General features: G+C 59.2%; 23 protein-coding genes. 16 read left to right on the top strand and 7 right to left on the bottom strand.

The features are described from left to right. The first annotated feature begins 246 nt into the window (after positions 1-246). Positions 247-1,563 (top strand): bifunctional DedA family/phosphatase PAP2 family protein, encoded by a 1,317-nt coding sequence (locus MEB48_RS18265; protein WP_237885395.1) that lies wholly within the window; start codon positions 247-249, stop codon positions 1,561-1,563. 203 nt (positions 1,564-1,766) lie between these two features. Here MEB48_RS18265 and MEB48_RS18260 read toward each other — a convergent pair whose 3' ends face one another. The 3 genes from MEB48_RS18260 to MEB48_RS18250 are packed head-to-tail and all read right to left on the bottom strand — an operon-like array spanning position 1,767 to position 3,443. Further along, entirely contained in the window at positions 1,767-2,357 is a 591-nt protein-coding gene (locus tag MEB48_RS18260; protein WP_237885394.1) for an LON peptidase substrate-binding domain-containing protein, read from the bottom strand. Between the two features lie 10 nt (positions 2,358-2,367). Further along, positions 2,368-3,084: an LrgB family protein gene (locus MEB48_RS18255; protein WP_237885393.1), complete on the bottom strand. Its 717-nt coding sequence runs from the start codon at positions 3,082-3,084 to the stop codon at positions 2,368-2,370. Next, positions 3,081-3,443 (bottom strand): CidA/LrgA family protein, encoded by a 363-nt coding sequence (locus MEB48_RS18250; RefSeq protein WP_095054607.1) that lies wholly within the window; start codon positions 3,441-3,443, stop codon positions 3,081-3,083. The genes MEB48_RS18255 and MEB48_RS18250 overlap by 4 nt, the downstream gene beginning before the upstream one ends. A 178-nt stretch (positions 3,444-3,621) precedes the next feature. Between MEB48_RS18250 and MEB48_RS18245 the strand changes: the two genes are divergently transcribed. From MEB48_RS18245 to MEB48_RS18235, 3 genes are all read left to right on the top strand, one after another. Next, positions 3,622-4,077 carry a MaoC family dehydratase gene (locus tag MEB48_RS18245; RefSeq protein WP_008009033.1) on the top strand — a complete coding sequence of 152 codons (456 nt, stop codon included), beginning with the start codon at positions 3,622-3,624 and terminating at the stop codon, positions 4,075-4,077. A 114-nt stretch (positions 4,078-4,191) separates the two neighbouring features. Continuing rightward, the gene (locus tag MEB48_RS18240; protein ID WP_237885392.1) at positions 4,192-5,907 is read left to right on the top strand and encodes a C13 family peptidase; all 1,716 of its coding nucleotides are present in this window, start codon (positions 4,192-4,194) and stop codon (positions 5,905-5,907) included. A 27-nt stretch (positions 5,908-5,934) separates the two neighbouring features. Continuing rightward, positions 5,935-6,576, top strand: a complete 642-nt coding sequence (locus MEB48_RS18235; RefSeq protein WP_237885391.1) for an oxidoreductase — start codon at positions 5,935-5,937, stop codon at positions 6,574-6,576. Positions 6,577-6,703: 127 nt separating this feature from the next. Here the strand turns inward: MEB48_RS18235 and MEB48_RS18230 are convergent, their stop codons facing one another. From MEB48_RS18230 to MEB48_RS18215, 4 genes are all read right to left on the bottom strand, one after another. Beyond that, a complete protein-coding gene (locus MEB48_RS18230) occupies positions 6,704-6,988 on the bottom strand; it encodes a YceK/YidQ family lipoprotein (protein ID WP_237885390.1) in 285 nt (94 codons plus the stop codon). Then, the gene (gene ubiX / locus MEB48_RS18225; RefSeq protein WP_237885389.1) at positions 6,981-7,613 is read right to left on the bottom strand and encodes a flavin prenyltransferase UbiX; all 633 of its coding nucleotides are present in this window, start codon (positions 7,611-7,613) and stop codon (positions 6,981-6,983) included. The genes MEB48_RS18230 and ubiX overlap by 8 nt, the downstream gene beginning before the upstream one ends. Then, complete coding sequence (gene mpl / locus MEB48_RS18220; protein ID WP_237885388.1) at positions 7,610-8,959, bottom strand: UDP-N-acetylmuramate:L-alanyl-gamma-D-glutamyl-meso-diaminopimelate ligase; 1,350 nt, start codon at positions 8,957-8,959, stop codon at positions 7,610-7,612. Before mpl ends, ubiX begins: the two co-directional genes overlap by 4 nt. A gap of 187 nt (positions 8,960-9,146) precedes the next feature. Next, on the bottom strand, positions 9,147-11,060 hold the full coding sequence (locus MEB48_RS18215; protein WP_237885387.1) for a sigma-54-dependent Fis family transcriptional regulator: 1,914 nt from the start codon (positions 11,058-11,060) through the stop codon (positions 9,147-9,149). Positions 11,061-11,453: 393 nt separating this feature from the next. Here MEB48_RS18215 and exaC point away from each other — a divergent pair, with 393 nt between their 5' ends. The 12 genes from exaC (at position 11,454) to MEB48_RS18155 (ending at position 24,972) form a co-directional block, all read left to right on the top strand. Continuing rightward, positions 11,454-12,974 (top strand): acetaldehyde dehydrogenase ExaC, encoded by a 1,521-nt coding sequence (gene exaC / locus MEB48_RS18210; RefSeq protein WP_237885386.1) that lies wholly within the window; start codon positions 11,454-11,456, stop codon positions 12,972-12,974. Positions 12,975-13,189: 215 nt separating this feature from the next. Next, on the top strand, positions 13,190-14,560 hold the full coding sequence (gene eat / locus MEB48_RS18205; RefSeq protein ID WP_237885385.1) for an ethanolamine permease: 1,371 nt from the start codon (positions 13,190-13,192) through the stop codon (positions 14,558-14,560). 204 nt (positions 14,561-14,764) lie between these two features. Further along, positions 14,765-16,159, top strand: coding sequence for an ethanolamine ammonia-lyase subunit EutB (locus tag MEB48_RS18200; protein WP_237885384.1), 1,395 nt, complete (start codon positions 14,765-14,767; stop codon positions 16,157-16,159). An 8-nt stretch (positions 16,160-16,167) separates the two neighbouring features. Further along, complete coding sequence (gene eutC, locus MEB48_RS18195; protein WP_237885383.1) at positions 16,168-16,992, top strand: ethanolamine ammonia-lyase subunit EutC; 825 nt, start codon at positions 16,168-16,170, stop codon at positions 16,990-16,992. Positions 16,993-17,104: 112 nt separating this feature from the next. Continuing rightward, positions 17,105-17,566 carry a GNAT family N-acetyltransferase gene (locus MEB48_RS18190; RefSeq protein ID WP_237885382.1) on the top strand — a complete coding sequence of 154 codons (462 nt, stop codon included), beginning with the start codon at positions 17,105-17,107 and terminating at the stop codon, positions 17,564-17,566. A 257-nt stretch (positions 17,567-17,823) separates the two neighbouring features. Further along, positions 17,824-18,480 (top strand): DedA family protein, encoded by a 657-nt coding sequence (locus tag MEB48_RS18185; protein WP_030129562.1) that lies wholly within the window; start codon positions 17,824-17,826, stop codon positions 18,478-18,480. A gap of 6 nt (positions 18,481-18,486) precedes the next feature. Next, a complete protein-coding gene (locus MEB48_RS18180; RefSeq protein ID WP_237885381.1) occupies positions 18,487-19,299 on the top strand; it encodes a zinc-dependent peptidase in 813 nt (270 codons plus the stop codon). 122 nt (positions 19,300-19,421) lie between these two features. Beyond that, a complete protein-coding gene (gene ppa, locus MEB48_RS18175; protein ID WP_007894323.1) occupies positions 19,422-19,949 on the top strand; it encodes an inorganic diphosphatase in 528 nt (175 codons plus the stop codon). Between the two features lie 226 nt (positions 19,950-20,175). Continuing rightward, entirely contained in the window at positions 20,176-20,922 is a 747-nt protein-coding gene (locus MEB48_RS18170; RefSeq protein ID WP_237885380.1) for a S24 family peptidase, read from the top strand. A 574-nt stretch (positions 20,923-21,496) separates the two neighbouring features. Beyond that, positions 21,497-22,738 (top strand): tyrosine-type recombinase/integrase, encoded by a 1,242-nt coding sequence (locus tag MEB48_RS18165; protein WP_237885379.1) that lies wholly within the window; start codon positions 21,497-21,499, stop codon positions 22,736-22,738. Between the two features lie 975 nt (positions 22,739-23,713). Further along, positions 23,714-24,694 carry an integrase domain-containing protein gene (locus MEB48_RS18160; protein WP_237885378.1) on the top strand — a complete coding sequence of 327 codons (981 nt, stop codon included), beginning with the start codon at positions 23,714-23,716 and terminating at the stop codon, positions 24,692-24,694. Next, entirely contained in the window at positions 24,691-24,972 is a 282-nt protein-coding gene (locus tag MEB48_RS18155) for a hypothetical protein (RefSeq protein WP_237885377.1), read from the top strand. The genes MEB48_RS18160 and MEB48_RS18155 overlap by 4 nt, the downstream gene beginning before the upstream one ends. Positions 24,973-24,977 lie beyond the last annotated feature (5 nt).

The raw sequence follows: 24,977 nt of genomic DNA, 5'->3' as shown, positions 1-24,977 counted from the left end.
TCAATGTTTGCTGTGCCGCCGTCTTCGCGAGCAAGCTCGCTCCTACAGGGTTCCGCGGCTTAACTGACTGGCATTGGGGCTTGCCCGCGAAAGCGGTATATCAGGCGACATCAATGTTGACTGTACCGCCGCCTTCGCGAGCAAGCTCGCTCCTACAGGGTTCCGTGTCTTAACTGACCAGGGACTTTTAGCCTTTGGAAGATTCGTCCCTTCTGGGTCAAGTGAATATTCTATGGAGTTGTTTTTATGGGCCCATGGCTCGATAGCGTGACTGGTTGGCTGACGGTCAATCCGCAGTGGCTGGCCGCGGCAGTGTTCATAGTGGCTTGTGTGGAATGCCTGGCGATTGCCGGGCTGATCGTGCCCGGCACAGTGTTGCTGTTTGCCGTGGCGGTGCTGGCCGGCAGTGGCGCGCTGTCGTTGGGTGAAACGCTGCTGCTGGGTTTCCTCGGTGGTGTGCTGGGCGACATTGTTTCGTACTTCTTAGGGCGACATTTCCATCAGAACATCCGTCGCTTGCCGGGGTTGCGTCATCATCCGGAATGGATGGCCGGCGCCGAGGCTTATTTCCAGCGTTATGGCATTGCCAGCCTGTTGGTCGGACGCTTTATCGGCCCGCTGCGACCGATGCTGCCGATGGTCGCCGGAATGTTCGACATGCCGTTCCCGCGCTTTGCCGTCGTCAGCCTGTTGGCCGCCGCGGGCTGGACCGTTGCCTATCTGCTGCCTGGCTGGGCCACGGGCGCGGCGATTCGCTTGCCGTTGCCTGAGGGCTTCTGGCCTGAGGCCGGGATCGTCGCGGGCAGCATTGCTGTGATGGTAGGGCTGAGTGCAACCAGCAGCCTTCGCCGACATCGCAAGGCCACGATATTCATTACCAGCATGAGCCTGTTGATTTTGGCGGGTCTGTTTATCGGCTATCCGCACCTGACCGCCCTCGACCAGGGGTTGATGGCGCTGATACAGGAACACCGCAGCCCGATGCTCGATGAGGCGGCCGTGGTGTTCACGCTGATCGGTGAGTTCCGCAACATGTTTATGTTCAGCGCCCTGCTGACAGTCTTGCTGTTGCTGACACGACAATGGCGGCACGCGATCTTCGCCGGCGGCACCCTGCTGTTCACCGCGCTGGGCAACACCGCGACCAAGCACTTTTTCGCCCGTGTGCGCCCGGAAGTGCTGAGTGATCCACTGACCAGCTACAGCATGCCCAGCGGCCATGCCTCTGGCTCTTTCGCGCTATTCCTGACGCTCGCGGTGCTGGCTGGTCGCGGACAACCGCCGCGAATGCGCCTGACCTGGTTATTGGTAGGCTGCTTGCCGGCACTGACGATTGCCTTGTCGCGGGTGTATCTGGGGGCGCACTGGCCGACCGATGTACTGGCCGGCGCGATGTTGGCGGCATGCGTATGTGCGGCCAGCCTATGGCTGACTCAACGCCAGACTCCGCTCAACGCCATGCCGCCAAAAATCTGGTGGCTGGTGTTGCCATCATTGGTGGCGTTGTTCGGTTTCTTTGTGTTGAGGCATTTGCCGCAGACGCTGTTGAGATACGCCTATTGAAAACCACAATATCTCAGCCTGCGACAGCGCCTGCGCTGGATTGGCCCGGCCCGAATCTGTAGGAGCTGGCTTGCCAGCGAAGACGGCCTCACGTCATGCAACGCCGATGAAAGCGCCTTCGCCGGCAAGCCGGCTCCTACGGGTGCGTGTCTTTCACGATGTCCGTTGCAGGAGCTGGTTTGCCAGCGACCTTCTAGCGCACGTCAGGCAAACAACTCACCCTGCAATTCATCCAGCAACGCCTGAATCGCATCCAGCCGTTGCTGCGGATCATCAAGTTGCAGCAGGTCAATCTTGTCCACCTCGGCAAACGGCAACAGATAGGCCAACTGATTGGCCAGCGACTGTTGTCCCGTCGCTTCGGTGCCCATGCTCAGCGCTTCGACCATCGGGTGTTCCGCCAAAGCCTTGAGCAGCGCGACCAGGTCGGCGTCTTCATCCTGTAGCGGTTGCTCGGGTTCATCTTTGAGCCACTCGACTTCGGCGACGATCAACTGGTCACGCTGCACCTCGGTGCGCACCACGTGAAAACGCCGCCCGCCCTTCACCCGAATGCCCAGCAGGCCGTTGTCCTGCTGATGAAAATCGGTGATCAGCGCCTCGCACCCCACCCGTGAGTAGCCTTCGGGGGCAATGCCGACTTCTTTGCCGTCGAGGATGCACACCACGCCGAAGCCGCCGCCCTGTTTCATGCAGCGACCGATCATGTCCAGGTAGCGCGCCTCGAAGATCTGCAAGTCGAGGATGCAGTCCGGAAACAGCACCGTGTTCAGCGGAAAAAGCGGCAAACTCATAGACATTTCCTTACACCACCATCGACACCGCCAACGGCAGGAACACCGCCGTGGCCACGCCCATCAGACTCATCGCCAGCGCCGCGAAGGCGCCGCACTCTTCATTTTCCTGCATCGCCACCGCCGTGCCGACCGCATGGGCGGTCATGCCCAGAGCCATACCACGGGCCTCTGGGCTATGGACACCGAGACGAGTCAAAAGACTCGGCCCGAAGATCGCTCCGATCACACCGGTAATCAACACGAACACCGCCGCCAGCGCCGCGACGCCACCGATCTGCTGCGCCACCAACATGGCAATCGGCGAGGTCACCGACTTGGGTGCCAGGGTCATCAGGATCATGTGGTCGGCACCGAACCACCAGCCCAGCAACACCACCATGCCCGTGGCGACCACGCCACCTATCACCAGCGTAGTAAATATCGGCCAGAACAACTGACGGATCCGCCGCAGGTTGAGGTACAGCGGCACCGCCAGCGCAACGGTAGCCGGCCCGAGCAAGATACTGAGGATCTCGGTGCTCTTGCGGTATTCGGCGTAACTCAGGCCGCAACCGACCAGTACACCGATGACCAGCAACATGGAGACCAGCACCGGTTGCAGAAAAATCCAGCGAGTTTTCTCGAACACCGCCAGTACCAACTGATACGCCCCCAGGGTAATGCCAATACCGAACAGCGGATGATGAATCACCGACACCCAGGCGCCGTGCCAATCGAACATCATTGGTCGTCCTCGGAATGGGCATGACGCTTGACCAAGCGCTCCATCAGCACCCCCGCGAAGGCCATCGACAGCAGCAACGACAACACCAGCGCACCGGTGATCGCCCAGAAATCCGCGGCAATGTCGGCGGCATACACCATCACCCCCACGGCCGGCGGTACCAAAAGCAACGGCAGGTAACGCAGCAGACTGCTGGCCGCGAGGCTCAGCGGCTCGCCGACTTGGCCGCGAATAATCAGATATCCCAGCAATAGCAGCAGGCCAATGATCGGCCCCGGCAGCACAGGCAATATCAGATGGTTGAGGGCGGTGCCGAGCAATTGAAACAGCACCAGCCAGGTCAGGCCACGTAACAACATCCATCATCTCCTGCAAAAGGCGCGAGGCATTATAAGCACGTCAACACTATGAATCGGCATTCGCCAAAAGCATGGATAGTTGACCGGAGCCATTTGCCATGTTGATCTAAAGTGGTTCGCAGGGAGGTCTGATCCCCCACTCGAAAACTATAAAACCGATGACCCAAGGAGAGTCTCAATGCCCTATGTTCCAGTTGCAGAGCTCAAAGATTATGTCGGCAAGGAACTCGGACGTTCCGAATGGCTCACCATCGATCAGGAACGTATCAACCTGTTCGCAGAAGCCACAGGCGATTATCAGTTCATTCATGTCGACCCGGTCAAAGCCGCGCAAACACCTTTTGGCAGCACCATCGCCCATGGTTTCCTGTCGTTGTCGCTGATCCCCAAACTGATGGAAGACATCCTCATCCTGCCCGAAGGCGCGAAGATGGTGGTCAACTACGGTCTGGACAGCGTTCGCTTCATCCAGCCTGTGAAGGTCAATTCCAGGGTTCGACTCAAGGTCGACATGAACGAAGTCATCGAGAAAAAACCCGGCCAATGGCTGCTCAAGGCCACCGCCACGCTTGAAATCGAAGGGTCGGACAAACCGGCGTATATCGCCGAACCACTGTCCCTCTGCTTCGTGTAAAGCATCCCGGATGCGAAGCAGCTCACGCTGTTTCGCGCCGTGTCTGCGCCGTGTCTCTATAAATGCGACACATAGCTGCGGCATACTCGGTCGCCTAATTGCCCGGATCCCGCTATGCGCCCACTTGCACTCCTTGCTCTGACCCTGTTGCTCACCGCTTGCGGCGATGGCGAATCGCTGTTGCCTCCCGACGCCCGCCTGCCGGACGGCGGACGCTATCGCGGTGATCTGGTCAACGGCTTGCTGCAAGGCGAGGGCCGCATCGATTACCCGAACGGCAGCTGGTACGCCGGCCAGTTCGACAAAGGCCAATGGCATGGCCAGGGCGAATGGCATGGCAGCAACGGCGAAGTCTATCGCGGACAATTCCAGCAAGGGCTTTTCGACGGCCAGGGCACGCTGACCACTACGGGCAGCAGCTATACCGGCGGTTTCAAGGCGGGTCGACGGGACGGTGAAGGCACCCTCAAAGAAAACGCCATGACCTACCGCGGCGAATTCAAAGCCGATCAATATTCAGGGCTCGGTCGTCTGGAACTCGCAGACGGCAGCCAGTACCAGGGGCAATTCGCCCACGGCAAACCCAACGGCGAAGGCCAGCGCAGCGATGCCAGCGGCAATCAGTTCACCGGGCATTTCGTTGACGGTCAGTTGGAGGGCAACGGCACCTTCAACAGTGCCGATGGCGATATCTATGTCGGCGGTTTCAAGAACAATCAACTGCACGGCAAGGGCCGCTACGAGAACGCCGATGGCGATGTCTGGCTCGGTCAGTTCAAGGAAGGCGTGCTCAGCGGCAAGGGCGAGTTGATCGGCGCCGACGGCAGTCACTACATCGGTCAGTTCAGCGACTGGCGCTTCACCGGTCAGGGCCGCTTGAACCTGGCCGATGGCAGTTTCTATACCGGCCAGTTCGACGGCGACAACTATCAGGGCCAGGGTACTTTGGTGCTGACCGATGGCACGGTGCAAAGCGGCACCTGGGTCAATAGTCAGCGCGTGCGCGATGCCGACGGCAAGTTGTTGCCCGATCCCCTTGAACTCGGCTTGCTGGCCCAGGGTCGTTTGCTCGACGATGCACTGGCCAACGTGCCCGCCTCGACCCCCGCGGTCGAGCTGTACACCATGACCGTCGGCGGTGACGGCAAGCAGAGCGTGTTCCTGCGCGAGTCCGATTACGTCGCCAACATGCTCGCCAGCCGTTTCGGCGCCTTCGGCCAGATCCGCCTGGTCAACCATCGCGATCACCTCGGCGACCGGCCGATGGCCACCCGGGAGAACCTGCGCCGCGCCGCCCAGACCCTGGCCGATCGCAGCGGCCCGGAAGACTTGCTGTTCATCTACCTGACCAGCCATGGCACCAGCGAACACGAATTGGTACTCGACCAGCCACGCATGGAACTGGCCGACCTGCCGGCCGACGAACTCGCCGCCGTCCTCGCACCCCTGAAGAAACGTGACAAGATCATTGTGATTTCGTCTTGCTATTCCGGCGGTTTCATCCCGGCCCTCAAGGACGAACGCACCCTGATCATGACTGCCTCGCGCGCCGACCGAGTGTCCTTTGGGTGTTCGGAGGAAGCCAACTTCACTTATTTCGGCGACGCGCTGTTCGCCCAGGCACTGAACCAGACCGATGATCTGGAGCAAGCCTTCAAACTGGCCAGGGCCACCGTGGCCGAACGTGAACTGGCCGACAACTTCGAAGCCTCCGAGCCGCAAATCTGGGCTCCGAAAACCGTTCTCGCCCACTGGCAATCGTTACGCAAACAGCAGGCACGAAAGGCCCTGCAAAGTGTCTCTATCAGCAAGGATGAAAAGAGCAACTAAGCTGAATAGTATCAAGGGGGAATGACTATGTACTTGACGCCTCAGCATGTATTGCTTGCCGGAGCTACCGGGTTGACCGGTGAACATTTGCTTGACCGTCTACTCAACGAGCCAACGATTACACGGGTATTAGCCCCCTCACGCCGGCCGCTGGCCGAGCATCCTCATCTGGAAAACCCGGTCGGCGACCCGGCAGAGTTTTTGCCGCAATTGAACGGTCGCGTCGACATTGCCTACTGCTGCCTCGGTACCACAATCAAACAAGCCGGCTCCGAGCAAGCGTTTCGCGCGGTGGACCTGGACATGGTGGTGGCCTTCGCCAAGCGTGCGCGTGAAATGGGCGCACGACACTTGATCGTGATCAGCGCCCTGGGCGCCGATCGCAGATCCTCGATTTTCTACAATCGGGTCAAAGGCGAGATGGAACACGCATTGCGCGCGCAGAATTGGCCGCAGCTGACCATTTGCCGGCCTTCTCTGTTATTGGGCGATCGTGTCGAGCCACGACTGGGCGAGAAAGTCGCCGGTCCGTTGTCGCGATTGATTCCGGGCAAATACCACGGCATCGAAGCCTGCCAACTGGCCCGAGCGATGTGGCGCCTGGCGCTGGAAGAGCAGGATGGCGTGCGGATTGTCGAATCGGATGAGTTGCGCAAGTTAGGCAAATGATTCTGCGGCGCCCAAACGGACGCCTTCGCGAGCAAGCCCGCTCCCACATTGGATTTGTGAACGACACAGATCAAATGTGGGAGCGGGCTTGCTCGCGAAGGGCGCAACACCGATTCACAGCCGAACGCTACAACCCACCGGTCGCTTGAAAACTAACGCCAATCACCGTCAACAACGACAGCGGCAACAGCAGCGTGTCGAGCAAGACGCTGGCCGGCAGGTCAACACCCGGATAACTCGGCGCTTCTGCACCGAATCGGTCCATGGCGCAGCAACCGCCGTTCATCGCATACCAATCCAGACGCGTCCCCGAATACACCACCGGCGCTCCAGGCTTGGCGGCATCGAGGGTGCGCGCCGTGGCGCAACCCGCCAGTTGCACAGCCAACAGGATGATCAGCAGTTTATTCATCGCTGCTCAAATGGTGTTCGCCCCAACGCGGCAGCATGTCTTGCGGGATGTTCAAACAGTTGAGAATTCGCGCCACGACGAAGTCGATCAAGTCATCGATGGTCTGCGGCTGGTGATAGAAGCCCGGCGATGCCGGCAAAATCGTCACGCCCATGTTCGACAGCTTGAGCATGTTCTCCAGATGAATGCTCGAATACGGCGCCTCGCGCGGCACCAGAATCAGCTGGCGGCGCTCCTTCAAGGTCACATCCGCAGCCCGCTCGATCAAGTTGTTGCAGGACCCGGTCGCGATAGCCGACAAGGTCCCGGTGGAGCATGGCACCACCACCATCGCCGCTGGCGAGCCAGAGCCCGAAGCCACCGGCGACATCCAGTCTTCCTTGCCATACACCCGAATCTGCCCGGCAGCGGCGCCGGTGTATTCAGTGAGGAAGGCTTGCATCATCTGCGGTTTCGACGGCAGCGAGACATCGGTCTCGGTGGCCATCACCAGTTGCGCGGCCTTGGAGATCAGGAAGTGCACCTCGCGGTCTTCACGCACCAGGCAGTCGAGCAGGCGCAAGCCGTACTGAGCGCCCGAAGCGCCGGTCATCGCCAGCGTGATGCGTTCCGGGCCGTTGTTCATTGCAGCGCCTCAGCCAGTTTGCCGTGCAGGCCGCCGAAGCCGCCGTTGCTCATGATCACCACGTGCGTACCGGGCTGGGCCTGGCTCTTCACGCGCTCGATGATGCCTTCCAGCGAATCGCTGACGATCGATGGCACGGTGCACAACGCTGCAGTGGCACCCAAATCCCAACCGAGGTTGGCCGGCGAATACCAGATCACCTGATCGGCATCGACCACACTTTCCGGCAAGCCATCGCGATGAGCGCCGAGCTTCATGGAATTGGAGCGCGGCTCGATGATCGCGATCAGTGGCGCGTCGCCAATGCGCTTGCGCAAACCGTCGAGGGTGGTGGCAATGGCGGTCGGGTGATGCGCGAAATCGTCGTAGATGGTGATACCGCGGACTTCAGCGACTTTTTCCATCCGCCGCTTCACGCTTTTGAACGCACTCAGTGCAGCGATGCCCATCGACGGTACTACGCCGACGTGACGCGCGGCGGCCAAGGTGGCCAAGGCGTTGGCGACGTTATGTTGACCGGTCATGTCCCACTCGACCACGCCTTGAGCGACGCCTTCAAACATCACTTCGAACTTCGAGCCGTCTTCGCTGAGCAGTTTGACCTGCCACTGACCGCCGGCACCGGTGGTTTGCACCGGAGTCCAGCAGCCCATTTCGATCACACGCTGCAAGGCCGGTTCGGTGGTCGGATGGATCACCAGGCCTTCGCTCGGGATGGTCCGCACCAAATGATGGAACTGCCGCTCGATGGCCGGCAGATCAGGGAAGATGTCGGCGTGATCGAACTCCAGATTGTTCAGGATCGCCGTGCGCGGACGGTAGTGAACGAATTTCGAGCGCTTGTCGAAGAATGCACTGTCGTATTCGTCGGCTTCGATCACGAAGAACGGAGTGCCGCCCAGACGCGCTGACACCGAGAAATTTTGCGGCACGCCGCCAATCAGGAAACCCGGGCTCATGCCGGCGTGCTCCAGGACCCAGGCGAGCATGCTGCTGGTGGTGGTTTTGCCGTGAGTGCCGGCAACCGCCAATACCCAGCGGCCTTGCAATACGTGATCTGCCAGCCATTGCGGGCCGGAGACGTACGGCAGGCCTTTGTTCAGCACGTATTCGACGGCCGGGTTGCCGCGGGACATGGCATTGCCGATCACCACCAGATCCGGGGCTGGATCGAGCTGCGCCGGGTCGTAACCTTGAGTCAACTCAATGCCCTGGGCTTGCAGCTGAGTGCTCATCGGCGGATAGACGTTGGCATCGGAGCCCGTCACATGATGGCCCAGCTCTTTGGCCAGAACCGCCATCGAACCCATGAAAGTGCCGCAAATACCAAGAATATGAATGTGCATAGTCGACCTCGTAAAACATGGCCGCAGGTTAGCGTAGGGAGGGGAAAATCGCACTCTTTAGCTGTAACCACGCTCGTTCCCACGCTCTGCGTGGGAATGCAGCAAGGGACGCTCTGCGTCCCAAAAGCGGACGCAGAGCGTCCGGGGAGGCATTCCCACGCAGAGCGTGGGAACGATCAGTCATAACCTAGCGGGCGATACCGTGTTTACGCAGCTTTCTGTAGAGGGTGTTGCGGCTGACGCCCAGCTGTTCAGCCGTGTGCGTCATTTGCCAGCGTTGCTGCTCCAGCACAGTCAGCAACGCCAGCCGTTCGGCATCGTCCAGCGGATACTCGGACGGCTCTTCAACCGCCGACGCCGTCACCGGCCGAGCCTGGCGAATCATCGCCGGCAAATCCTCCAGCCCGATCCGCCCACCATCACACAACGCCGCCAGGGTCCGCAGCACATTGCGCAACTGCCGCACATTCCCCGGCCAGGCAAAATCCAGCAAGGCTTGCCGCGCCGGCCCGTCGATCAATACCGTTTCCCCACCCGCCTCTTCGGCCAGCAAAAAGTCGAGCAACTGCGATTTGTCAGCGCGCTCACGCAGCGCCGGCAATGCGACCTCCAGCCCATTGAGCCGGTAATACAAATCCTCACGGAAACTGCCGTCCTGCACCCGTTCAAGCAGGTTGCGGTGAGTGGCGCTGATGATCCGCACATTGACCGATTCCGGCTCACCGCCAATCGGCACCACCTGACGGTCTTCCAGCACCCTTAACAGACGGGTCTGCATGCTCAGCGGCATGTCACCGATTTCATCGAGGAACAAAGTCCCGCCATCGGCCTGCTGCAACTTGCCGCGCATGCCTTCCTTGCGCGCGCCGGTGAAGCTGCCACCGCGATAGCCGAACAGTTCGCTCTCGATCAAGCTTTCGGGGATCGCCGCGCAATTGAGGGCGACGAACGATTTTGCCGCCCGTTGACTGGCCTGATGCACGGCTTTGGCGAAGGCCTCCTTGCCTGAGCCGGTTTCGCCATTGATCAGCAATGGTACGTCCCGCTCAAACACGCGCAAGGCCTTGCGGAAATCCTCCTGCAACGCGACGTCGCCCAGGCAAATGCCCGACAAGCGCGGGCGCTCGGCAATTATCGGACTTTGCACCACCGGCACCGGAATACTGCGAGGCTGCCCACGCAATACGGCAAATAACTGTCGCCCGTCACGGGTGCGCAATGGCCAACTGGCGCTGGCATTGACGCTCGCGCGGCCGAGCAATTCATCCAGCGAGCAGTCGAAAAACGCCTCCACCGGTTGGCCCAACAGCCCGCCACGAATATGCCCCAGCAAATTCAGCGCACTCTGGTTCACCGCACTGATCCGCCCTTCCCCATCGAACGCCAGTAATCCTTCGCTGAACAGCCCGACGGATTCAGCCTGCAAGTGAAAACGCAGCAACCATTGATTGTCGAAGTAACGCAGGAAATAACAGCTCTCGATCATCTTCGCCGATAGATTGACCAGGGCCATCGTGTGGAACTGGCTCTGCCGCGAAACCTCGTGACGCGCCGAAGACACGTCGAGCACCGCCAGCAGCTCGCCATGAGGATCGAACACCGGGCTCGCCGAGCAGGTCAGGCCGGTGTGACGGCCACGAAAATGTTCGTCCTGATGGATAGTCAGGGACTGACGCTCCACCAGGCAGGTGCCGATGCCATTGGTGCCTTCGCAGGCTTCGCTCCAGTCGGCGCCGAGCCAAAGGCCGGCGCGCTCGAAAATCTTCCGTTCGGCGGGCGCGGTGACGCAGTTGAGGATCACCCCGCGGGCGTCGGTCAGCAGCACCGCATGACCGGCGCCGGAAAGTTGCTGATGGAGGCTGGTCATTTCGTTGCCGGCGATCTGCAGCACTTGCTGCAAGCGTTCGCGGCTTTCCAGCACACGACCATGTTCCAGCACCGTCGGCGCGATGGTCAGGGCCGGGTCGAGGTGATAATCCTCAAGACAACGCAGCCAGGAACGGGCAATGGACGGATCGCTACCGGGACCGTGCAGGTGCGATTTACCTTGGGTCACGGTCAGCACTTGCTGGGCATGGCGACTCAAATGATTGTCGTGCATTTCTTATTATTCTCCCCGAGAGGTTTATGCCGACCCTGTAGGAGCGAGGCTTGCCCGCGAAGAACGATAACGCGGTGCATCAGGCAAACCGCGTCATGGCCTTCGCGGGCAAGCCTCGCTCCTACAGGGGAGGGAGGTTCGAGCATCCTCCAGCCTGGCCTGCATTGCAATGCCGACAAGACCCGCCAGTCACAGCCCGTGCCACAAACGGTACAAACTGTCACACGAGCTGTACCGCAAGTGTCACAAACACCGCCCATCCGTCCGACAAAAAACACGCAAGGCCTTGATTTACCTGACCTGCAAGGCGCTGGCCCGACCTTTGCTCTACGCTTAATGCAGCGCTTTAGCGCGTCCTCCCTTATAAGCACAAAAGCCAAGGAGAAACCCATCATGCGTTACGCTCACCCAGGTCAAGAAGGCGCTATCGTTTCGTTCAAGAGCAAATACGGTAACTACATCGGCGGCGAGTTCGTCGCGCCTGTCAAAGGTCAGTACTTCACCAATACCTCGCCGGTCAACGGCCAACCGATTGCCGAATTCCCGCGTTCCACCGCCGAAGACATCGAAAAGGCCCTGGACGCTGCCCATGCCGCCGCCGATGCCTGGGGCGCCACGTCCGCCCAGGCTCGCTCGCTGGTGCTGCTGAAAATCGCCGATCGCATCGAACAGAACCTGGAAGTGCTGGCGATCACCGAATCCTGGGACAACGGCAAGGCCGTTCGCGAAACCCTCAACGCCGACATCCCGCTGGCCGCCGACCACTTCCGCTATTTCGCCGGTTGCATCCGCGCCCAGGAAGGCAGCGCCGCCGAGATCGACGGCAACACCGTGGCCTATCACATCCATGAACCGCTGGGCGTGGTCGGGCAGATCATTCCGTGGAACTTCCCCATTCTGATGGCCGCCTGGAAACTCGCCCCGGCCCTGGCCGCCGGTAACTGCGTGGTCCTTAAACCGGCCGAGCAAACGCCACTGGGCATCACCGTGCTGATGGAGTTGATCGGCGACCTGCTGCCGCCCGGCGTACTCAACGTGGTGCAAGGCTTCGGCAAAGAAGCCGGGGAAGCCCTGGCCACCAGCAAGCGCATCGCCAAGATCGCCTTCACCGGCTCGACCCCGGTCGGCGCGCACATCATGAAATGCGCCGCCGAAAACATCATTCCGTCCACCGTGGAGCTGGGTGGCAAGTCGCCGAACATCTTCTTCGAAGACATCATGCAAGCCGAACCGACCTTCATCGAAAAAGCCGCCGAAGGCCTGGTGCTGGCATTCTTCAACCAGGGCGAAGTCTGCACCTGCCCGTCCCGCGCCTTGGTGCAAGAGTCGATCTACGACGAATTCATGCAAGTGGTGATGAAGAAGGTCCTGCAAATCAAACGTGGCGACCCGCTGGACACCGACACCATGGTTGGCGCCCAGGCGTCCGAGCAGCAATTCGACAAAATCCTTTCGTACCTGGACATCGCCAAGGGCGAAGGCGCCGAGCTGCTGACCGGTGGCAAGGTGGAAAAACTCGAGGGCAGCCTGGCGACCGGGTATTACATCCAGCCGACCCTGCTCAAGGGCACCAACAAAATGCGCGTGTTCCAGGAAGAAATCTTCGGCCCGGTGGTGAGCATCACCACCTTCAAGGATGAAGCCGAAGCCCTGGCCATCGCCAACGACACCGAGTTCGGCCTGGGTGCCGGCCTCTGGACCCGCGACATCAATCGCGCCTACCGCATGGGCCGCGCCATCAAGGCCGGTCGCGTCTGGACCAACTGCTATCACCTGTACCCGGCGCACGCCGCGTTCGGTGGTTACAAAAAGTCCGGTGTCGGCCGTGAAACCCACAAAATGATGCTCGATCACTATCAGCAGACCAAAAACCTGCTGGTGAGCTACGACATCAATCCGTTGGGCTTCTTCTAACTCGGCGCGATAGCGCGTAACGGCTTTCGCTGGCAAGCCATGCGCCTACAGATCAGTGATACCTGTAGGAGCGAGGCTTGCCCGCGAAGGCGCCTCCACTGACACCACCTACCTCGCCCTGCTTGTCTGGCATGGGCTTTGCGTGCCCGTTCCACACCTAAACGCCATACCCGAAAGTCCAACAGATCAAACAATAAAAAAGACAGAGAGGACTTATGACTTCTACTACACAGCTCAAACCCACACTCGGCACTCTGCATCTATGGGGCATTGCCGTCGGTCTAGTGATTTCCGGCGAGTATTTCGGCTGGAGTTACGGCTGGGGCACTGCAGGCACCCTGGGATTTCTCGTCACCGCACTGATGGTGGCGACGATGTACACCTGCTTCATCTTCAGTTTCACCGAATTGACCACCGCGATTCCCCACGCTGGCGGGCCGTTTGCCTACAGTCGTCGGGCGTTTGGTGAAAGAGGCGGACTGATCGCCGGCATCGCCACCCTGATCGAATTCGTCTTTGCACCACCGGCAATTGCCATGGCCATCGGCGCCTACCTCAACGTGCAATACCCGGAGCTTGATCCGAAGATCGCCGCTGTTGGCGCCTATTTCGTGTTCATGGGCCTGAATATCCTCGGCGTGAGCATCGCAGCCACCTTCGAGTTGGTGGTCACTGTGCTGGCAGTCGCCGAGTTGTTGGTGTTCATGGGCGTGGTCGCACCGGGCTTCAGCTTCAGTAATTTCGTGCTCAATGGTTGGTCGGGTTCCAACGAATTCACCATAGCCTCGATTCCCGGCATCTTTGCGGCAATCCCTTTCGCGATCTGGTTCTTCCTCGCCATTGAAGGCGCAGCCATGGCCGCCGAAGAAGCCAAGGACCCGAAACGCACGATTCCCAGGGCTTACGTCAGTGGCATTCTGACCCTGGTGTTCCTGGCCATCGGCGTCATGGTGATGGCTGGCGGTGTCGGCGACTGGCGCCAACTGTCGAACATTAACGATCCGCTGCCTCAGGCGATGAAAGCCGTGGTCGGCAATGATTCGACCTGGATGCACATGCTGGTGTGGATTGGCCTGTTTGGCCTGGTGGCGAGTTTCCACGGGATCATTCTGGGCTATTCGCGACAGTTCTTCGCCCTGGCTCGCGCCGGTTACCTGCCCAAAGGGCTGGCCAAACTGTCGCGCTTCCAGACGCCGCACCGGGCGATTCTGGCCGGCGGCGTGATCGGCATCGCGGCGATCTACAGCGACGGCCTGGTCAATCTGCAAGGCATGACGCTGACGGCTGCGATGATCACCATGTCGGTATTCGGTGCCATCGTGATGTACATCATCAGTATGCTGAGCCTGTTCAAATTGCGTAAAACCGAGCCGAATCTGGAACGCACCTTCCGCGCTCCGGGCTACCCGATCGTACCGGGGATCGCGTTGTTTCTGGCCGTGGTGTGCCTGGTGGCGATGGCCTGGTTCAACCCGCTGATCGGCTGCGTGTTCCTCGGTTTTATGGTGGCCGGTTACCTGTATTTCCAACTGACCGCCAAGCAGCGCGCCGATGCGCCGGCGGATGCGATGCTCGAAGGCATCTGAGTTGCACCGGCGCCGGGCTGATTTCCCGGCGCCTGCCATATTGAAGTGCACGCAGTTCCCCATGTGGGAGCGGGCTTGCTCGCGAAGGCGGTCTGACATCCAGCATGTGTGGTGAATGACACTCCGCCTTCGCGAGCAAGCCCGCTCCCACATGGGTTCGACGGTGCATTCGGGTTATTTATTGAATCAGGAGGACACCGTCCCATGGCTGTATTTGCCCATACCATCGGCGCCCAGACCTACCGCTTCGACAGTCTCAAGGACGTCATGGCCAAAGCCAGCCCGGCGCGCTCCGGGGACTTTCTGGCCGGCGTTGCCGCCCTCAACGACGGCGAGCGGGTGGCCGCGCAGATGGCCTTGGCTGATATCCCGCTGACTCACTTCCTGCAGGAAGTCCTGATTCCTTACGAGGCCGATGAAGTCACCCGGCTGATCATCGACACTCACGATAAACAGGCTTTCAAAACGGTCAGCCACCTTACCGTCGGCGGCTTTCGCGACTGGCTGCTCAGCGACGCCGCCGACGAACAGAGCCTGCGCGCCCTCGCTCCGGGCCTGACCCCGGAAATGGCCGCCGCCGTGTCGAAAATCATGCGCGTGCAGGACCTGGTGCTGGTGGCGCAGAAAATCCGCGTGGTCACCAAATTCCGCGGCACTCTGGGCCTGCGCGGCCGGCTCTCCACACGCCTGCAACCCAATCACCCCACCGACGAACCGGCCGGTATCGCAGCGAGCATTCTCGACGGCCTGCTGTACGGCAACGGCGATGCGATGATCGGCATCAACCCGGCCACCGACAGCATCGCGTCGATCTGCGCCATGCTGGAAATGCTCGATGCAATCATCCAGCGCTACGAAATTCCGACACAGGCCTGCGTGCTGACCCACGTCACCACCTCCATCGAGGCGGTGAATCGCGGCGTTCCGCTGGACCTGGTGTTCCAGTCGATCGCCGGCACTGAAGCCGCCAACGCCAGTTTCGGTATCAACCTCAATGTTTTGCAGGAAGGTTATGACGCAGGTTTGAGCCTGAATCGCGGCACGTTGGGCCAGAATCTGATGTATTTCGAGACAGGCCAGGGCAGCGCCTTGTCGGCCAACGCTCACCACGGTATCGATCAACAGACCTGCGAAACCCGCGCCTACGCCGTGGCGCGCCATTTCAAACCATTTCTGGTAAACACCGTTGTAGGCTTCATCGGCCCGGAATACCTCTACAACGGCAAACAAATCATCCGCGCCGGCCTCGAAGACCACTTCTGCGGCAAGCTGCTGGGCGTGCCCATGGGTTGCGACATCTGTTACACCAACCATGCCGAGGCCGACCAGGATGACATGGACACCCTGCTGACCCTACTGGGCGTGGCTGGAATCAACTTCATCATGGGCATTCCCGGCTCCGACGACATCATGCTCAATTACCAGACAACGTCGTTCCACGACGCCCTCTACGCCCGGAAAACCTTGGGCCTGAGACCGGCACCGGAATTTGAACAGTGGCTGGCGAACATGGGCATATTTACCCAGGCAGACGGCAACATTCACTTCGGCGACAACCTGCCGCCAGCCTTCCGTCAAGCCATGGCGCAACTGGGATGAGTATTGAGATGGATAAACCACCTGTCGATCCGCAAAACCCATTGCTGGAACTGCGTCGCCTGACCCCGGCACGTATTGCCCTCGGTCGTACAGGCACCAGTATGCCGACCAGCGCGCAGCTGGATTTTCAATACGCTCATGCCCAGGCCCGGGATGCGGTGCACCTGCCGTTCGATCACATCGAACTCCGTTCGCAACTGGCCGAGCGTGGACGTGAAAGTCTGCTGCTGCACAGCGCCGCCACGGACCGGAACAGCTATCTGCAGCGCCCTGATTTGGGGCGCAAGTTGAGTGATGTGTCGGCGCAGACCCTGCGCGATTACGCGCTGACCCATCCTGGCGGGGTGGATCTGGCCGTTGTGGTGGCCGATGGCCTCTCAGCACTGGCCGTTCATCGGCACACCTTACCGTTTCTGGCGCGCATGGAAGAACAGACAGCCTCTGAGGGCTGGTCCCTGTCGCCGGTGATTCTGGTGGAACAGGGCAGAGTCGCGGTGGCCGACGAAATTGGCGAGCTGCTGGGCGCGAAGATGGTGGTCATATTGATCGGCGAACGCCCCGGCTTGAGCTCGCCAGACAGCCTTGGGTTGTATTTCACCTATAATCCAAAAGTCGGACTGACAGACGCCTATCGCAACTGCATCTCGAATGTCCGGCTCGAAGGCTTGAGTTATGGCATGGCGGCCCACCGTTTGCTGTATTTGATGCGCGAAGCCTGTCGGCGGCAGTTATCGGGGGTCAGTCTGAAGGACGAAGCCCAGGTTCAGACGCTTGAGTCGGACATTGATGCGGACATGAAAGGTAATTTCCTACTGAGCCCGTCGGATGCCTGAACCGTTTCCGCATTGCGTTTCTATTCAGGTTTCAGGCAGGATCGATGCACGGCCGCCAGGGTTTCCCATCGCCGTCACCACGTAAGACAGCCACTTGAAGACGAGACCTACCATGCGGATTATTCAAGCGACCCTCGAACATCTCGACCTGCTGACCCCGTTGTTCGTCAAATATCGTGAGTTTTACGGCTCCCTGCCGTATCCGGACTCGTCCCGGGCATTCCTCGAGAAACGCCTGCGGCGCAAGGAATCAGTGATTTACCTGGCCCTGGCCGATGATGACAACAACAAACTGATGGGTTTCTGTCAGTTGTACCCGAGCTTTTCGTCTCTTTCGCTTAAACGCGTGTGGATCCTCAACGACATCTACGTCGCCGAAGACGCCCGCCGCCAATTGGTGGCCGACAACCTGATCCGCACCGCGAAAAAAATGGCCAAGGAAACCAACGCCGTGCGCATGCGCGTTTCCACCAGCAGCAATAACGAAGTCGCGCAGAAAACCTACGAATCCATCGGGTTCAAGGAAGACACCGAATTCAAGAACTATGTGTTGCCGATCAGTGAAGAGCTGTAAGGCCCCCAAAAAATCGCAGCCTTCGACAGCTCCTGAACGGGGCGACCTCGACCCTGAGCTGCCGAAGGCTGCGATCTTTTCCCACACACTCCGCAACACATCGACATTCCCAGCTACAAACTCGACGCGTTTTTCACCTCTCCCCCCGTATAATGCCCATTCTTCCGGCTCGTAAGAAAAATCACACTTAGCTGTAGTCTTACGCGAAGCCATCCGCACAGGCCTGCAGAGTCGGGCCATCACCACAGGTGCTTTCCATGGATTTCAACCCAATCGACCTTATCTTGCATCTCGATGTTTATCTCGACCTGCTGGTGACCAACTACGGGGCATGGATTTACGCCATTCTGTTTCTGGTGATCTTCTGCGAAACCGGTCTGGTGGTGATGCCGTTCCTGCCGGGTGATTCCCTGCTGTTCATCGCGGGCGCCGTGGCGGCCGGTGGCGGCATGGACCCGGTGCTGCTGGGCGGCCTGCTGATGCTGGCGGCGATTCTCGGTGACAGCACCAACTACGTGATTGGCCGCACCGTTGGCGAACGGTTGTTCCGCAACCCGAATTCTAAAATTTTCCGCCGCGACTACCTGCAACAAACTCACGACTTCTACGACAAGCACGGCGGCAAGACCGTGACCCTGGCGCGCTTCATGCCAATCATCCGTACGTTTGCCCCGTTCGTCGCGGGCATTGGCAAAATGCCTTACCCACGGTTCTTTGCCTTCAGCGTCCTCGGCACCATCCTTTGGGTGGGTGGCTTGGTCACTCTCGGTTACTTCTTCGGCAATGTACCGTTCATCAAGAAAAACCTGTCGCTGCTGGTGGTGGGCATCATCCTGCTGTCGCTGCTGCCGATGATCATCAGCGTGATCCGCAGCCGCCTCGGTCATGCTGCGTCCAAAGCCGAACCCCGCTGACTCACGATGTGGTCCCTTAGCGCCTGGCGACGCCAACGCACCCTGGCCAGACATCCGATTGCCGACGACACGTGGCAACGGGTGCGCCATCACTTGAGTTTTCTCGATGGTCTCAGCGCAGCCGAAGACCAGTGGCTGCGCGAAGCCTGCGTGCTGTTCCTGCAAGACAAACACCTGACCGCCCTGCCCGGCGTCGAACTCCACCAGGAGCAACGCCTGCTGCTCGCCGCCCAGGCCCAATTACCGCTGCTGCATCTGGGCGATCTGAACTGGTATCAGGGCTTTCACGAAATCATCCTCTACCCCGACGATTTCCTCAGCCCCCAGCGCCATCGCGATGCCAGCGGCGTCGAACACGAATGGGACGGCGAACACAGCGGCGAAGCCTGGCAGCAAGGCCCAATCATTCTCGCCTGGCCCGGCGTGATGGCCAGTGGTGGCTGGGAAGGCTACAACCTGGTCATCCACGAACTCGCGCACAAACTCGACATGCTCAACGGCGACGCCAACGGGCTGCCGCCGCTGCATCCGGATATGCGCGTCAGCGACTGGGCCAAGGTCATGCAAGAGGCCTATGACGACCTCGATCGGCAACTGGATCGCAACCCTGATGCGCAAACCGCCATCGACCCATACGCAGCGGAAAACCCCGCCGAGTTCTTCGCGGTCACCAGCGAATACTTCTTCAGCGCCCCGGATTTGCTGCACGAGGCTTATCCACAGGTTTATGAGCAGCTGAAGCTGTTCTACCGGCAAGATCCGCTGGCGAGGCTGAAGCAACTTCTGGCCGAGAACCCGGTCTATCAGGCACACGACTAGCGGGCACCTGGGTCTCTACGACCTCTGGCGCATGGCAACGACGGCAGAATATGCCTATAATCGCCGCCACTTTTTGGTCAATCCGGCCAAGTGTTTTTGGTCAACTACGGGGGCACCGCCCAATGAGCTACAGCAAGATTCCGGCTGGCAAAGACCTGCCGAACGACATCTACGTCGCGATCGAGATCCCGGCCAACCACGCGCCGATCAAATACGAAATCGACAAAGACAGCGACTGCCTGTTCGTTGACCGTTTCATGGCCACCCCGATGTTCTACCCGGCCAACTACGGTTACATCCCGAACACCCTGGCCGACGACGGTGATCCCCTCGACGTGCTGGTCGTGACCCCTTACCCGGTTGCGCCAGGTTCGGTCATCCGCGCGCGTCCAGTCGGCATCCTGAACATGACCGACGATGGCGGCGGCGATGCCAAAGTGATCGCGGTTCCACACGACAAGCTGTCCCAGCTGTACGTCGACGTGAAGGAATACACCGATCTGCCTGCGCTGCTGATTCAGCAGATCGAGCACTTTTTCGCGAACTACAAAGATCTCGAAAAAGGCAAATGGGTGAAGATCGAAGGCTGGGCCGGCGCAGATGCCGCCCGCGACGCGATCACCAAGTCGGTTGCTGCCTATAAAGGCTGAGCTGCAAGCTTCTAGCTCCGACGCTTGAAGAAGAACCCCGGTTGATCCGGGGTTTTTTGTGGGCGCATGGAAATACGCCTTTAACAATGCGTTTGCAGCTTCCTGGCTTGGGTTTTTGTTTGTTTAATTTTTACAAAAGGAGTCTTACATCCGGTCTTAAATTTCCCTCGAAATTTGAACGGGTCGTTTATTCAAACCCCCATCCTGCGCCCGTAAACTCGCGTTTATGAAAAAGAACACTAGCGGCCCACGGTTCAGAGCACTCCTCGAAGCAGCGAAAATCACAACCACAGGATTTGCCGCTTTCTTCGATACGGAAGCGCAAAACATCCATAACTGGTACACCCGCGGTGTGCCCGCCTACCGCATGGAAGAGGTCGCCAGACTTCTGTCTGTAAATAGCGATTGGCTGAAAACCGGCGAAGGCCCGAAAGAGTCTTCGCGCCTGCGCGTGCTCGACGAGTCCGGCAACACCTTCGACGCCCAGGCCATTCGCGGCATCTACACGGTGATCGAGCCCATCGACGTCGAGCTGCCCTTCTATAAAGAAACAGCCACCGCCCCGGGTTCCAACAAAACTCACGTCGTCAAAGACCCCACCCAAGCCATCCGCCTGCCCCGCAGCCACCTCGACTCCCTGGAAATCAATCACACCGACGCTATTTGTACCCACATGATCGGCAACAGCATGGCCGAAAAGATTGAAGACGGTTCGACACTTGCGATCGACCGCGGGCTTACTCAGATAATTGATGGGGAGATTTATGCGATCGAGCACGACGGGATGTTGCGGATCAAATACCTGCATCGAATGCCGGGGAATGCGCTGCGGTTGCGCAGCTATAACAAAGCCGAATATCCAGATGAGATCTTCAATGCCGAGCAGATCGACAAGCAGAACATAAGGGTATTGGGATGGGTATTCTGGTGGTCGACGCTCAATAAACGCAGGCCGTCCGTGCCCTTCCTGTAAACAACCATGGCGAGGGGGCAAACCCCTGTAGGAGCGAGGCTTGCCCGCGAAGGGAGCGCCGCAGTCCGCCAGGCAGACCGCGTCATCGTTCTTCGCGGGCAAGCCTCGCTCCTACAAGGGCTTGCCTCGTTCGACTGCGCAGCTGTCGAACACACAACCTTCGGCACCTGCTACACCTCAGCCACAATCGCTCTACCCCGCATGCCAAGCTGGGAATTTTTCAAAAAAATCAGTATGCTGCGCCCCACATTTGCGCATCGACCCTTCTTCAGGCTCAGATCGCACCGACAAGGCAGATGACTTTCTCGCCAAGTCCCACAGCCGGACGCAAGATCCGGGTGTACGTTTTGAAGGCTGGCGCGGTTTACCAAAAATAAATCAAGCCAGTCCCCGAGAAGCCGGCCACAAGCCGGCTTTTTAATGTCTTTTTGAAAGCCACCCTCATCTACTAAAAATCGCGTTAGCCTTGCTAGATCAAGGGTTTCAGCCTACTTTTGTTCCTGTGACTTCCGTTTTGATCCGAGGCGTTCCACGCGTAAGTGGGGGAACAAGTGGGGGAACAGAGGGCGAAAAAATGGGCAAACTGACCGCCAATCAAATCAAAAATTTGGTTGAGGCTGGGACGTACGAAGACGGTGGAGGGCTTCGTCTTTTGGTGAAACCCTCAGGACGAAAAACCTGGGTACTCCGCTTTCAATTGAACGGCAAACGCAGGGAAATGGGTCTGGGGAGCTACCCTCAGCTCGACCTGAAAAAAGCGCGCGCAGCCGCCTATGAAAATAAAGTCCAGATTCTCAATGGCACTGACCCACTCGCGAAACGACAGGCTGAACAAGCCGCTCAGCGGGAAGCCGCACGCCGGGAACTGGCGCAGCTGATTACCTTCGAGAAGCTGGCCGCTGACTACCGAGACGCCCATGGATCAAGCTGGTCGGAGAAATGGCGCAAGGGCTGGCTGAGGAAACTCGAGCTCTATGCTTTTCCTACTATAGGGAGGCTGTCAGCTGACCAGGTCGAGACCAAGCATCTGATCAAAGTACTTCAGCCACTATGGTCAAGCAAAACGCGGACGGCTGACGAAGTACGTGGGCAAATCGAACAGATCCTGGATGCTGCCAGAGCCCGAGGCCTCAGAACTGGAGAGAATCCGGCTCGATGGCGCGGTCATCTGGAAAACCTGCTCAGCCGGCAGGAGAAGAAGAAAGCACGAAAACGCGTTCACCATCCGGCACTACAGTGGCAGGATCTTCCCAAACTGATGCAGGTCTTGAGCAAGGATCCAAGTCACGTCTCGGTGGCGGCTCAGCTTCTGATTTTGACCGGTGCGAGAACCCATATGGTGCGATTTGCCCGGTGGGATGAGTTTGATCTGGACTCCGGTCGCTGGTCCTTACCGGACGAACGCATGAAGACGCGACAAGCCTTCGCGATCCCGCTAGCGCCGGAAGTGGTCTCACTTTTGAAAGGCCTTCCGAAAATCGACGCCAAGAGCCCTTACGTTTTCCCCGGCCATGGCCGAAGCGGCGTGATGCACGCTAATGGCATTCGCAATCTGCTACATGCACTGGGTTATGAGCACATCACTCGTCACGGCTTCCGCTCAACCTTCCGGGACTGGGCAGGTGAAAAGACGCCTTTTCCGAGAGATATCTGCGAGCTCGCGCTGGCCCATGACGAGCGCGGGGAAACGGAAAGCGCGTACTCTCGATCAGATTTTTTTGATAAGCGACGGGAGCTTATGAACGCATGGGCGATTTACGCTACATCAACACTTGAACACGCGGATAAGGCTCAACGCGAAACCTCGGAAGAATGATGAGGCGACGGGACCTTGAGGTCCACGTATCAAGGCCACAATCCCGCAACCTCGGCGTAACCAACATCGGTGTAAGGCCACAAGGTCTCCGGTTACCGACTTTCAAGCCGGGTCCATCCAAGCAGGGCTGCAAAGCCGCCCTGCTTGGATGGACCTCACTAAAAAATCTAAAGCCCGCGCAACTGTCTGTGGAAAACCACTGATTTCCACCGGTGGATAATTTCATCCACAGCCGCAGAATTCCCGAAAATTCAAGCCTTGACCCGAATTATCCACAGGCGTAGAAAAGATCTGGCAAAGCGCTGTCGTTGACAGCAACCCAGGTAGCCAGAACCTTTAAGGCTACGCCACACCGTGGTGGTTCTCCCAAAGTGCGATTAGCGTCCGGCGGCTCGCACGGTCACAGCGATGTGATGGATGCCCACTTTTACCTGTGTGCCCACTGCGGCAACTCATCCCCTTTCATAGCTGCCCTGCAGCAACCTATCCGCTTGGCCATTTCCTTGCGCCAACCTGCGCCCGTCTCTTTCTTCCGGAAAGAGACGGGCGCTCCAACCGCTGCTGCAGCCCAACTCGTACAAGGCTTTGCGGCATTCCCCCTCGCGACAATCGGCGTGACAAATACCGAAGTCACCAGCAACAGCGATGCAGATGATGGTGCCGCAGCCCACGGAATGGACTGCACCTGACTGACAGTCAGGCATGCCCCGGTCATCGCCTCACTGCCTTCACCTGACTCAGGATCTCGCGGCATTGGCCCCGTCAGCCAATGCAGCCTCCACCCGCCCACCGGTATCGGTGATCAGGAGGCAGATCATGAGATACCCACGCTCCCGGTCGTAAAGAGCCGCCAGTCCCGCGTTAGTGGACAACCCTCACAGGTCGCAGGGGCCTTGATCCCTGATAACACTCAACATTCGTGGCGGGATGACGTGGGGAAGGTTTTACAAGTGTGGCTTCGAGAGGAGTTTGGTCATGGGATTGGTCGGTAGACGGGACGGGCGTAATTTTGGCTATGGTCGGCAACTGAGCTTTGCCGGACCACAGGCATTGAAAGATCTGTTTGGCGGTGGGCACTACGGCACGGTCAAGGCGCATAGTGATCGCTGGCAGGCGTTTGTCCGCTGGTGTCGCTCAGTGGATGGACCAGGGTTTAACGATGCGCGCCAGATTGATCGACGGACACTGCAAGACTACGCCGCTTACCTGCGCCAGCAGATCCAGCAAGACAAACTCTGCATCGCTACCGCGCAGAACCGCCTGAGCAGCGTAAACCGCACCTTGGCGGCGCTCCGCGGTGATCAGGACGTCAGAATCGCCAGTCCGAGCCAAGCGTTAGGATTGCAGCGCTCGACCGTACGCACCCGCGCGCCGGATGGCCAAGACCGCCAACAGGTACGGCGAGTGCTTGCGATGCTTGGCGAACGGCAACACGAGCGGGTGGTGGCGATTGTCCGTTTGGCTCGAACAACCGGTATGCGCCTGCGTGAGGCGATCCTGGCCGACCTGCCACGATTGCTACGCGAAGCCGAACAATTAGGCCGCATCAACATCCAGGATGGCACCAAAGGCGGCCGCTCAGGGGCTTCAGCGCCGCGATGGATCGATGCCAATGAAGAGGTGAAGGCGGCGCTGCAATTGGCTCGTCATGCGTCGCCGCCCCGCAGCCGCAACTTGCTGGCCCGAGACGAAAGCTACGCTGCGTTCCTGCAACAGACCGTACGCCCCGCCCGAGAAACGTTACATGAACAAGAACTGAAGGGTTTTCATGAACTGCGAGCGGCCTACGCCTGCGAGCGTTACGAGCAGCTCACGGGCCACGCAGCACCGATCAATGGTGCCCACTGCTATCGCATTGAGTGCGACCTTCATCAACAGGCCCGCCAACAGATTAGCCAAGAGCTCGGACATAACCGGATCGATGTGGTTTCGGCCTATGTTGGAGGTAGAGCGTGACCAAACCCTTCGATATGACACTGTTCCTGAGTGGCGTACTGACTGGTTCGAAGGCCACCCAGCAACGACACCTACGGCAAGCCCAAATCATGCAAGCGGCCATTCAACAGCGATGGGAACGAGATAATCCCTGGACCTGGCAGCTCAAGCATGTGCGCTGGTTTCTCACTCAGCACCTGGAAGACCACTCCAAGCACAGCCTGTATTACTACGGGCTGACGGTCAGATTGATCTGCCTAAGATTGGGTAAAACTATAATCTGGCGACCGCACCTTTGACAAAA

Origin of the sequence: Pseudomonas sp. PGPR40 (assembly GCF_022014505.1) — a bacterium.
Taxonomy (GTDB): domain Bacteria; phylum Pseudomonadota; class Gammaproteobacteria; order Pseudomonadales; family Pseudomonadaceae; genus Aquipseudomonas.
This window is presented reverse-complemented; position numbering and strand designations above follow the sequence as displayed.

Excerpts from the sequence above, each read along its gene's own strand:
- MEB48_RS18265 (WP_237885395.1), top strand. The coding sequence starts at position 247 with ATGGGCCCATGGCTCGATAGCGTGACTGGTTGGCTGACGGTCAATCCG.
- MEB48_RS18260 (WP_237885394.1), bottom strand. The coding sequence starts at position 2,357 with ATGAGTTTGCCGCTTTTTCCGCTGAACACGGTGCTGTTTCCGGACTGC.
- MEB48_RS18255 (WP_237885393.1), bottom strand. The coding sequence starts at position 3,084 with ATGATGTTCGATTGGCACGGCGCCTGGGTGTCGGTGATTCATCATCCG.
- MEB48_RS18250 (WP_095054607.1), bottom strand. The coding sequence starts at position 3,443 with ATGTTGTTACGTGGCCTGACCTGGCTGGTGCTGTTTCAATTGCTCGGC.
- MEB48_RS18245 (WP_008009033.1), top strand. The coding sequence starts at position 3,622 with ATGCCCTATGTTCCAGTTGCAGAGCTCAAAGATTATGTCGGCAAGGAA.
- MEB48_RS18240 (WP_237885392.1), top strand. The coding sequence starts at position 4,192 with ATGCGCCCACTTGCACTCCTTGCTCTGACCCTGTTGCTCACCGCTTGC.
- MEB48_RS18235 (WP_237885391.1), top strand. The coding sequence starts at position 5,935 with ATGTACTTGACGCCTCAGCATGTATTGCTTGCCGGAGCTACCGGGTTG.
- MEB48_RS18230 (WP_237885390.1), bottom strand. The coding sequence starts at position 6,988 with ATGAATAAACTGCTGATCATCCTGTTGGCTGTGCAACTGGCGGGTTGC.
- ubiX (WP_237885389.1), bottom strand. The coding sequence starts at position 7,613 with ATGAACAACGGCCCGGAACGCATCACGCTGGCGATGACCGGCGCTTCG.
- mpl (WP_237885388.1), bottom strand. The coding sequence starts at position 8,959 with ATGCACATTCATATTCTTGGTATTTGCGGCACTTTCATGGGTTCGATG.
- MEB48_RS18215 (WP_237885387.1), bottom strand. The coding sequence starts at position 11,060 with ATGCACGACAATCATTTGAGTCGCCATGCCCAGCAAGTGCTGACCGTG.
- exaC (WP_237885386.1), top strand. The coding sequence starts at position 11,454 with ATGCGTTACGCTCACCCAGGTCAAGAAGGCGCTATCGTTTCGTTCAAG.
- eat (WP_237885385.1), top strand. The coding sequence starts at position 13,190 with ATGACTTCTACTACACAGCTCAAACCCACACTCGGCACTCTGCATCTA.
- MEB48_RS18200 (WP_237885384.1), top strand. The coding sequence starts at position 14,765 with ATGGCTGTATTTGCCCATACCATCGGCGCCCAGACCTACCGCTTCGAC.
- eutC (WP_237885383.1), top strand. The coding sequence starts at position 16,168 with ATGGATAAACCACCTGTCGATCCGCAAAACCCATTGCTGGAACTGCGT.
- MEB48_RS18190 (WP_237885382.1), top strand. The coding sequence starts at position 17,105 with ATGCGGATTATTCAAGCGACCCTCGAACATCTCGACCTGCTGACCCCG.
- MEB48_RS18185 (WP_030129562.1), top strand. The coding sequence starts at position 17,824 with ATGGATTTCAACCCAATCGACCTTATCTTGCATCTCGATGTTTATCTC.
- MEB48_RS18180 (WP_237885381.1), top strand. The coding sequence starts at position 18,487 with ATGTGGTCCCTTAGCGCCTGGCGACGCCAACGCACCCTGGCCAGACAT.
- ppa (WP_007894323.1), top strand. The coding sequence starts at position 19,422 with ATGAGCTACAGCAAGATTCCGGCTGGCAAAGACCTGCCGAACGACATC.
- MEB48_RS18170 (WP_237885380.1), top strand. The coding sequence starts at position 20,176 with ATGAAAAAGAACACTAGCGGCCCACGGTTCAGAGCACTCCTCGAAGCA.
- MEB48_RS18165 (WP_237885379.1), top strand. The coding sequence starts at position 21,497 with ATGGGCAAACTGACCGCCAATCAAATCAAAAATTTGGTTGAGGCTGGG.
- MEB48_RS18160 (WP_237885378.1), top strand. The coding sequence starts at position 23,714 with ATGGGATTGGTCGGTAGACGGGACGGGCGTAATTTTGGCTATGGTCGG.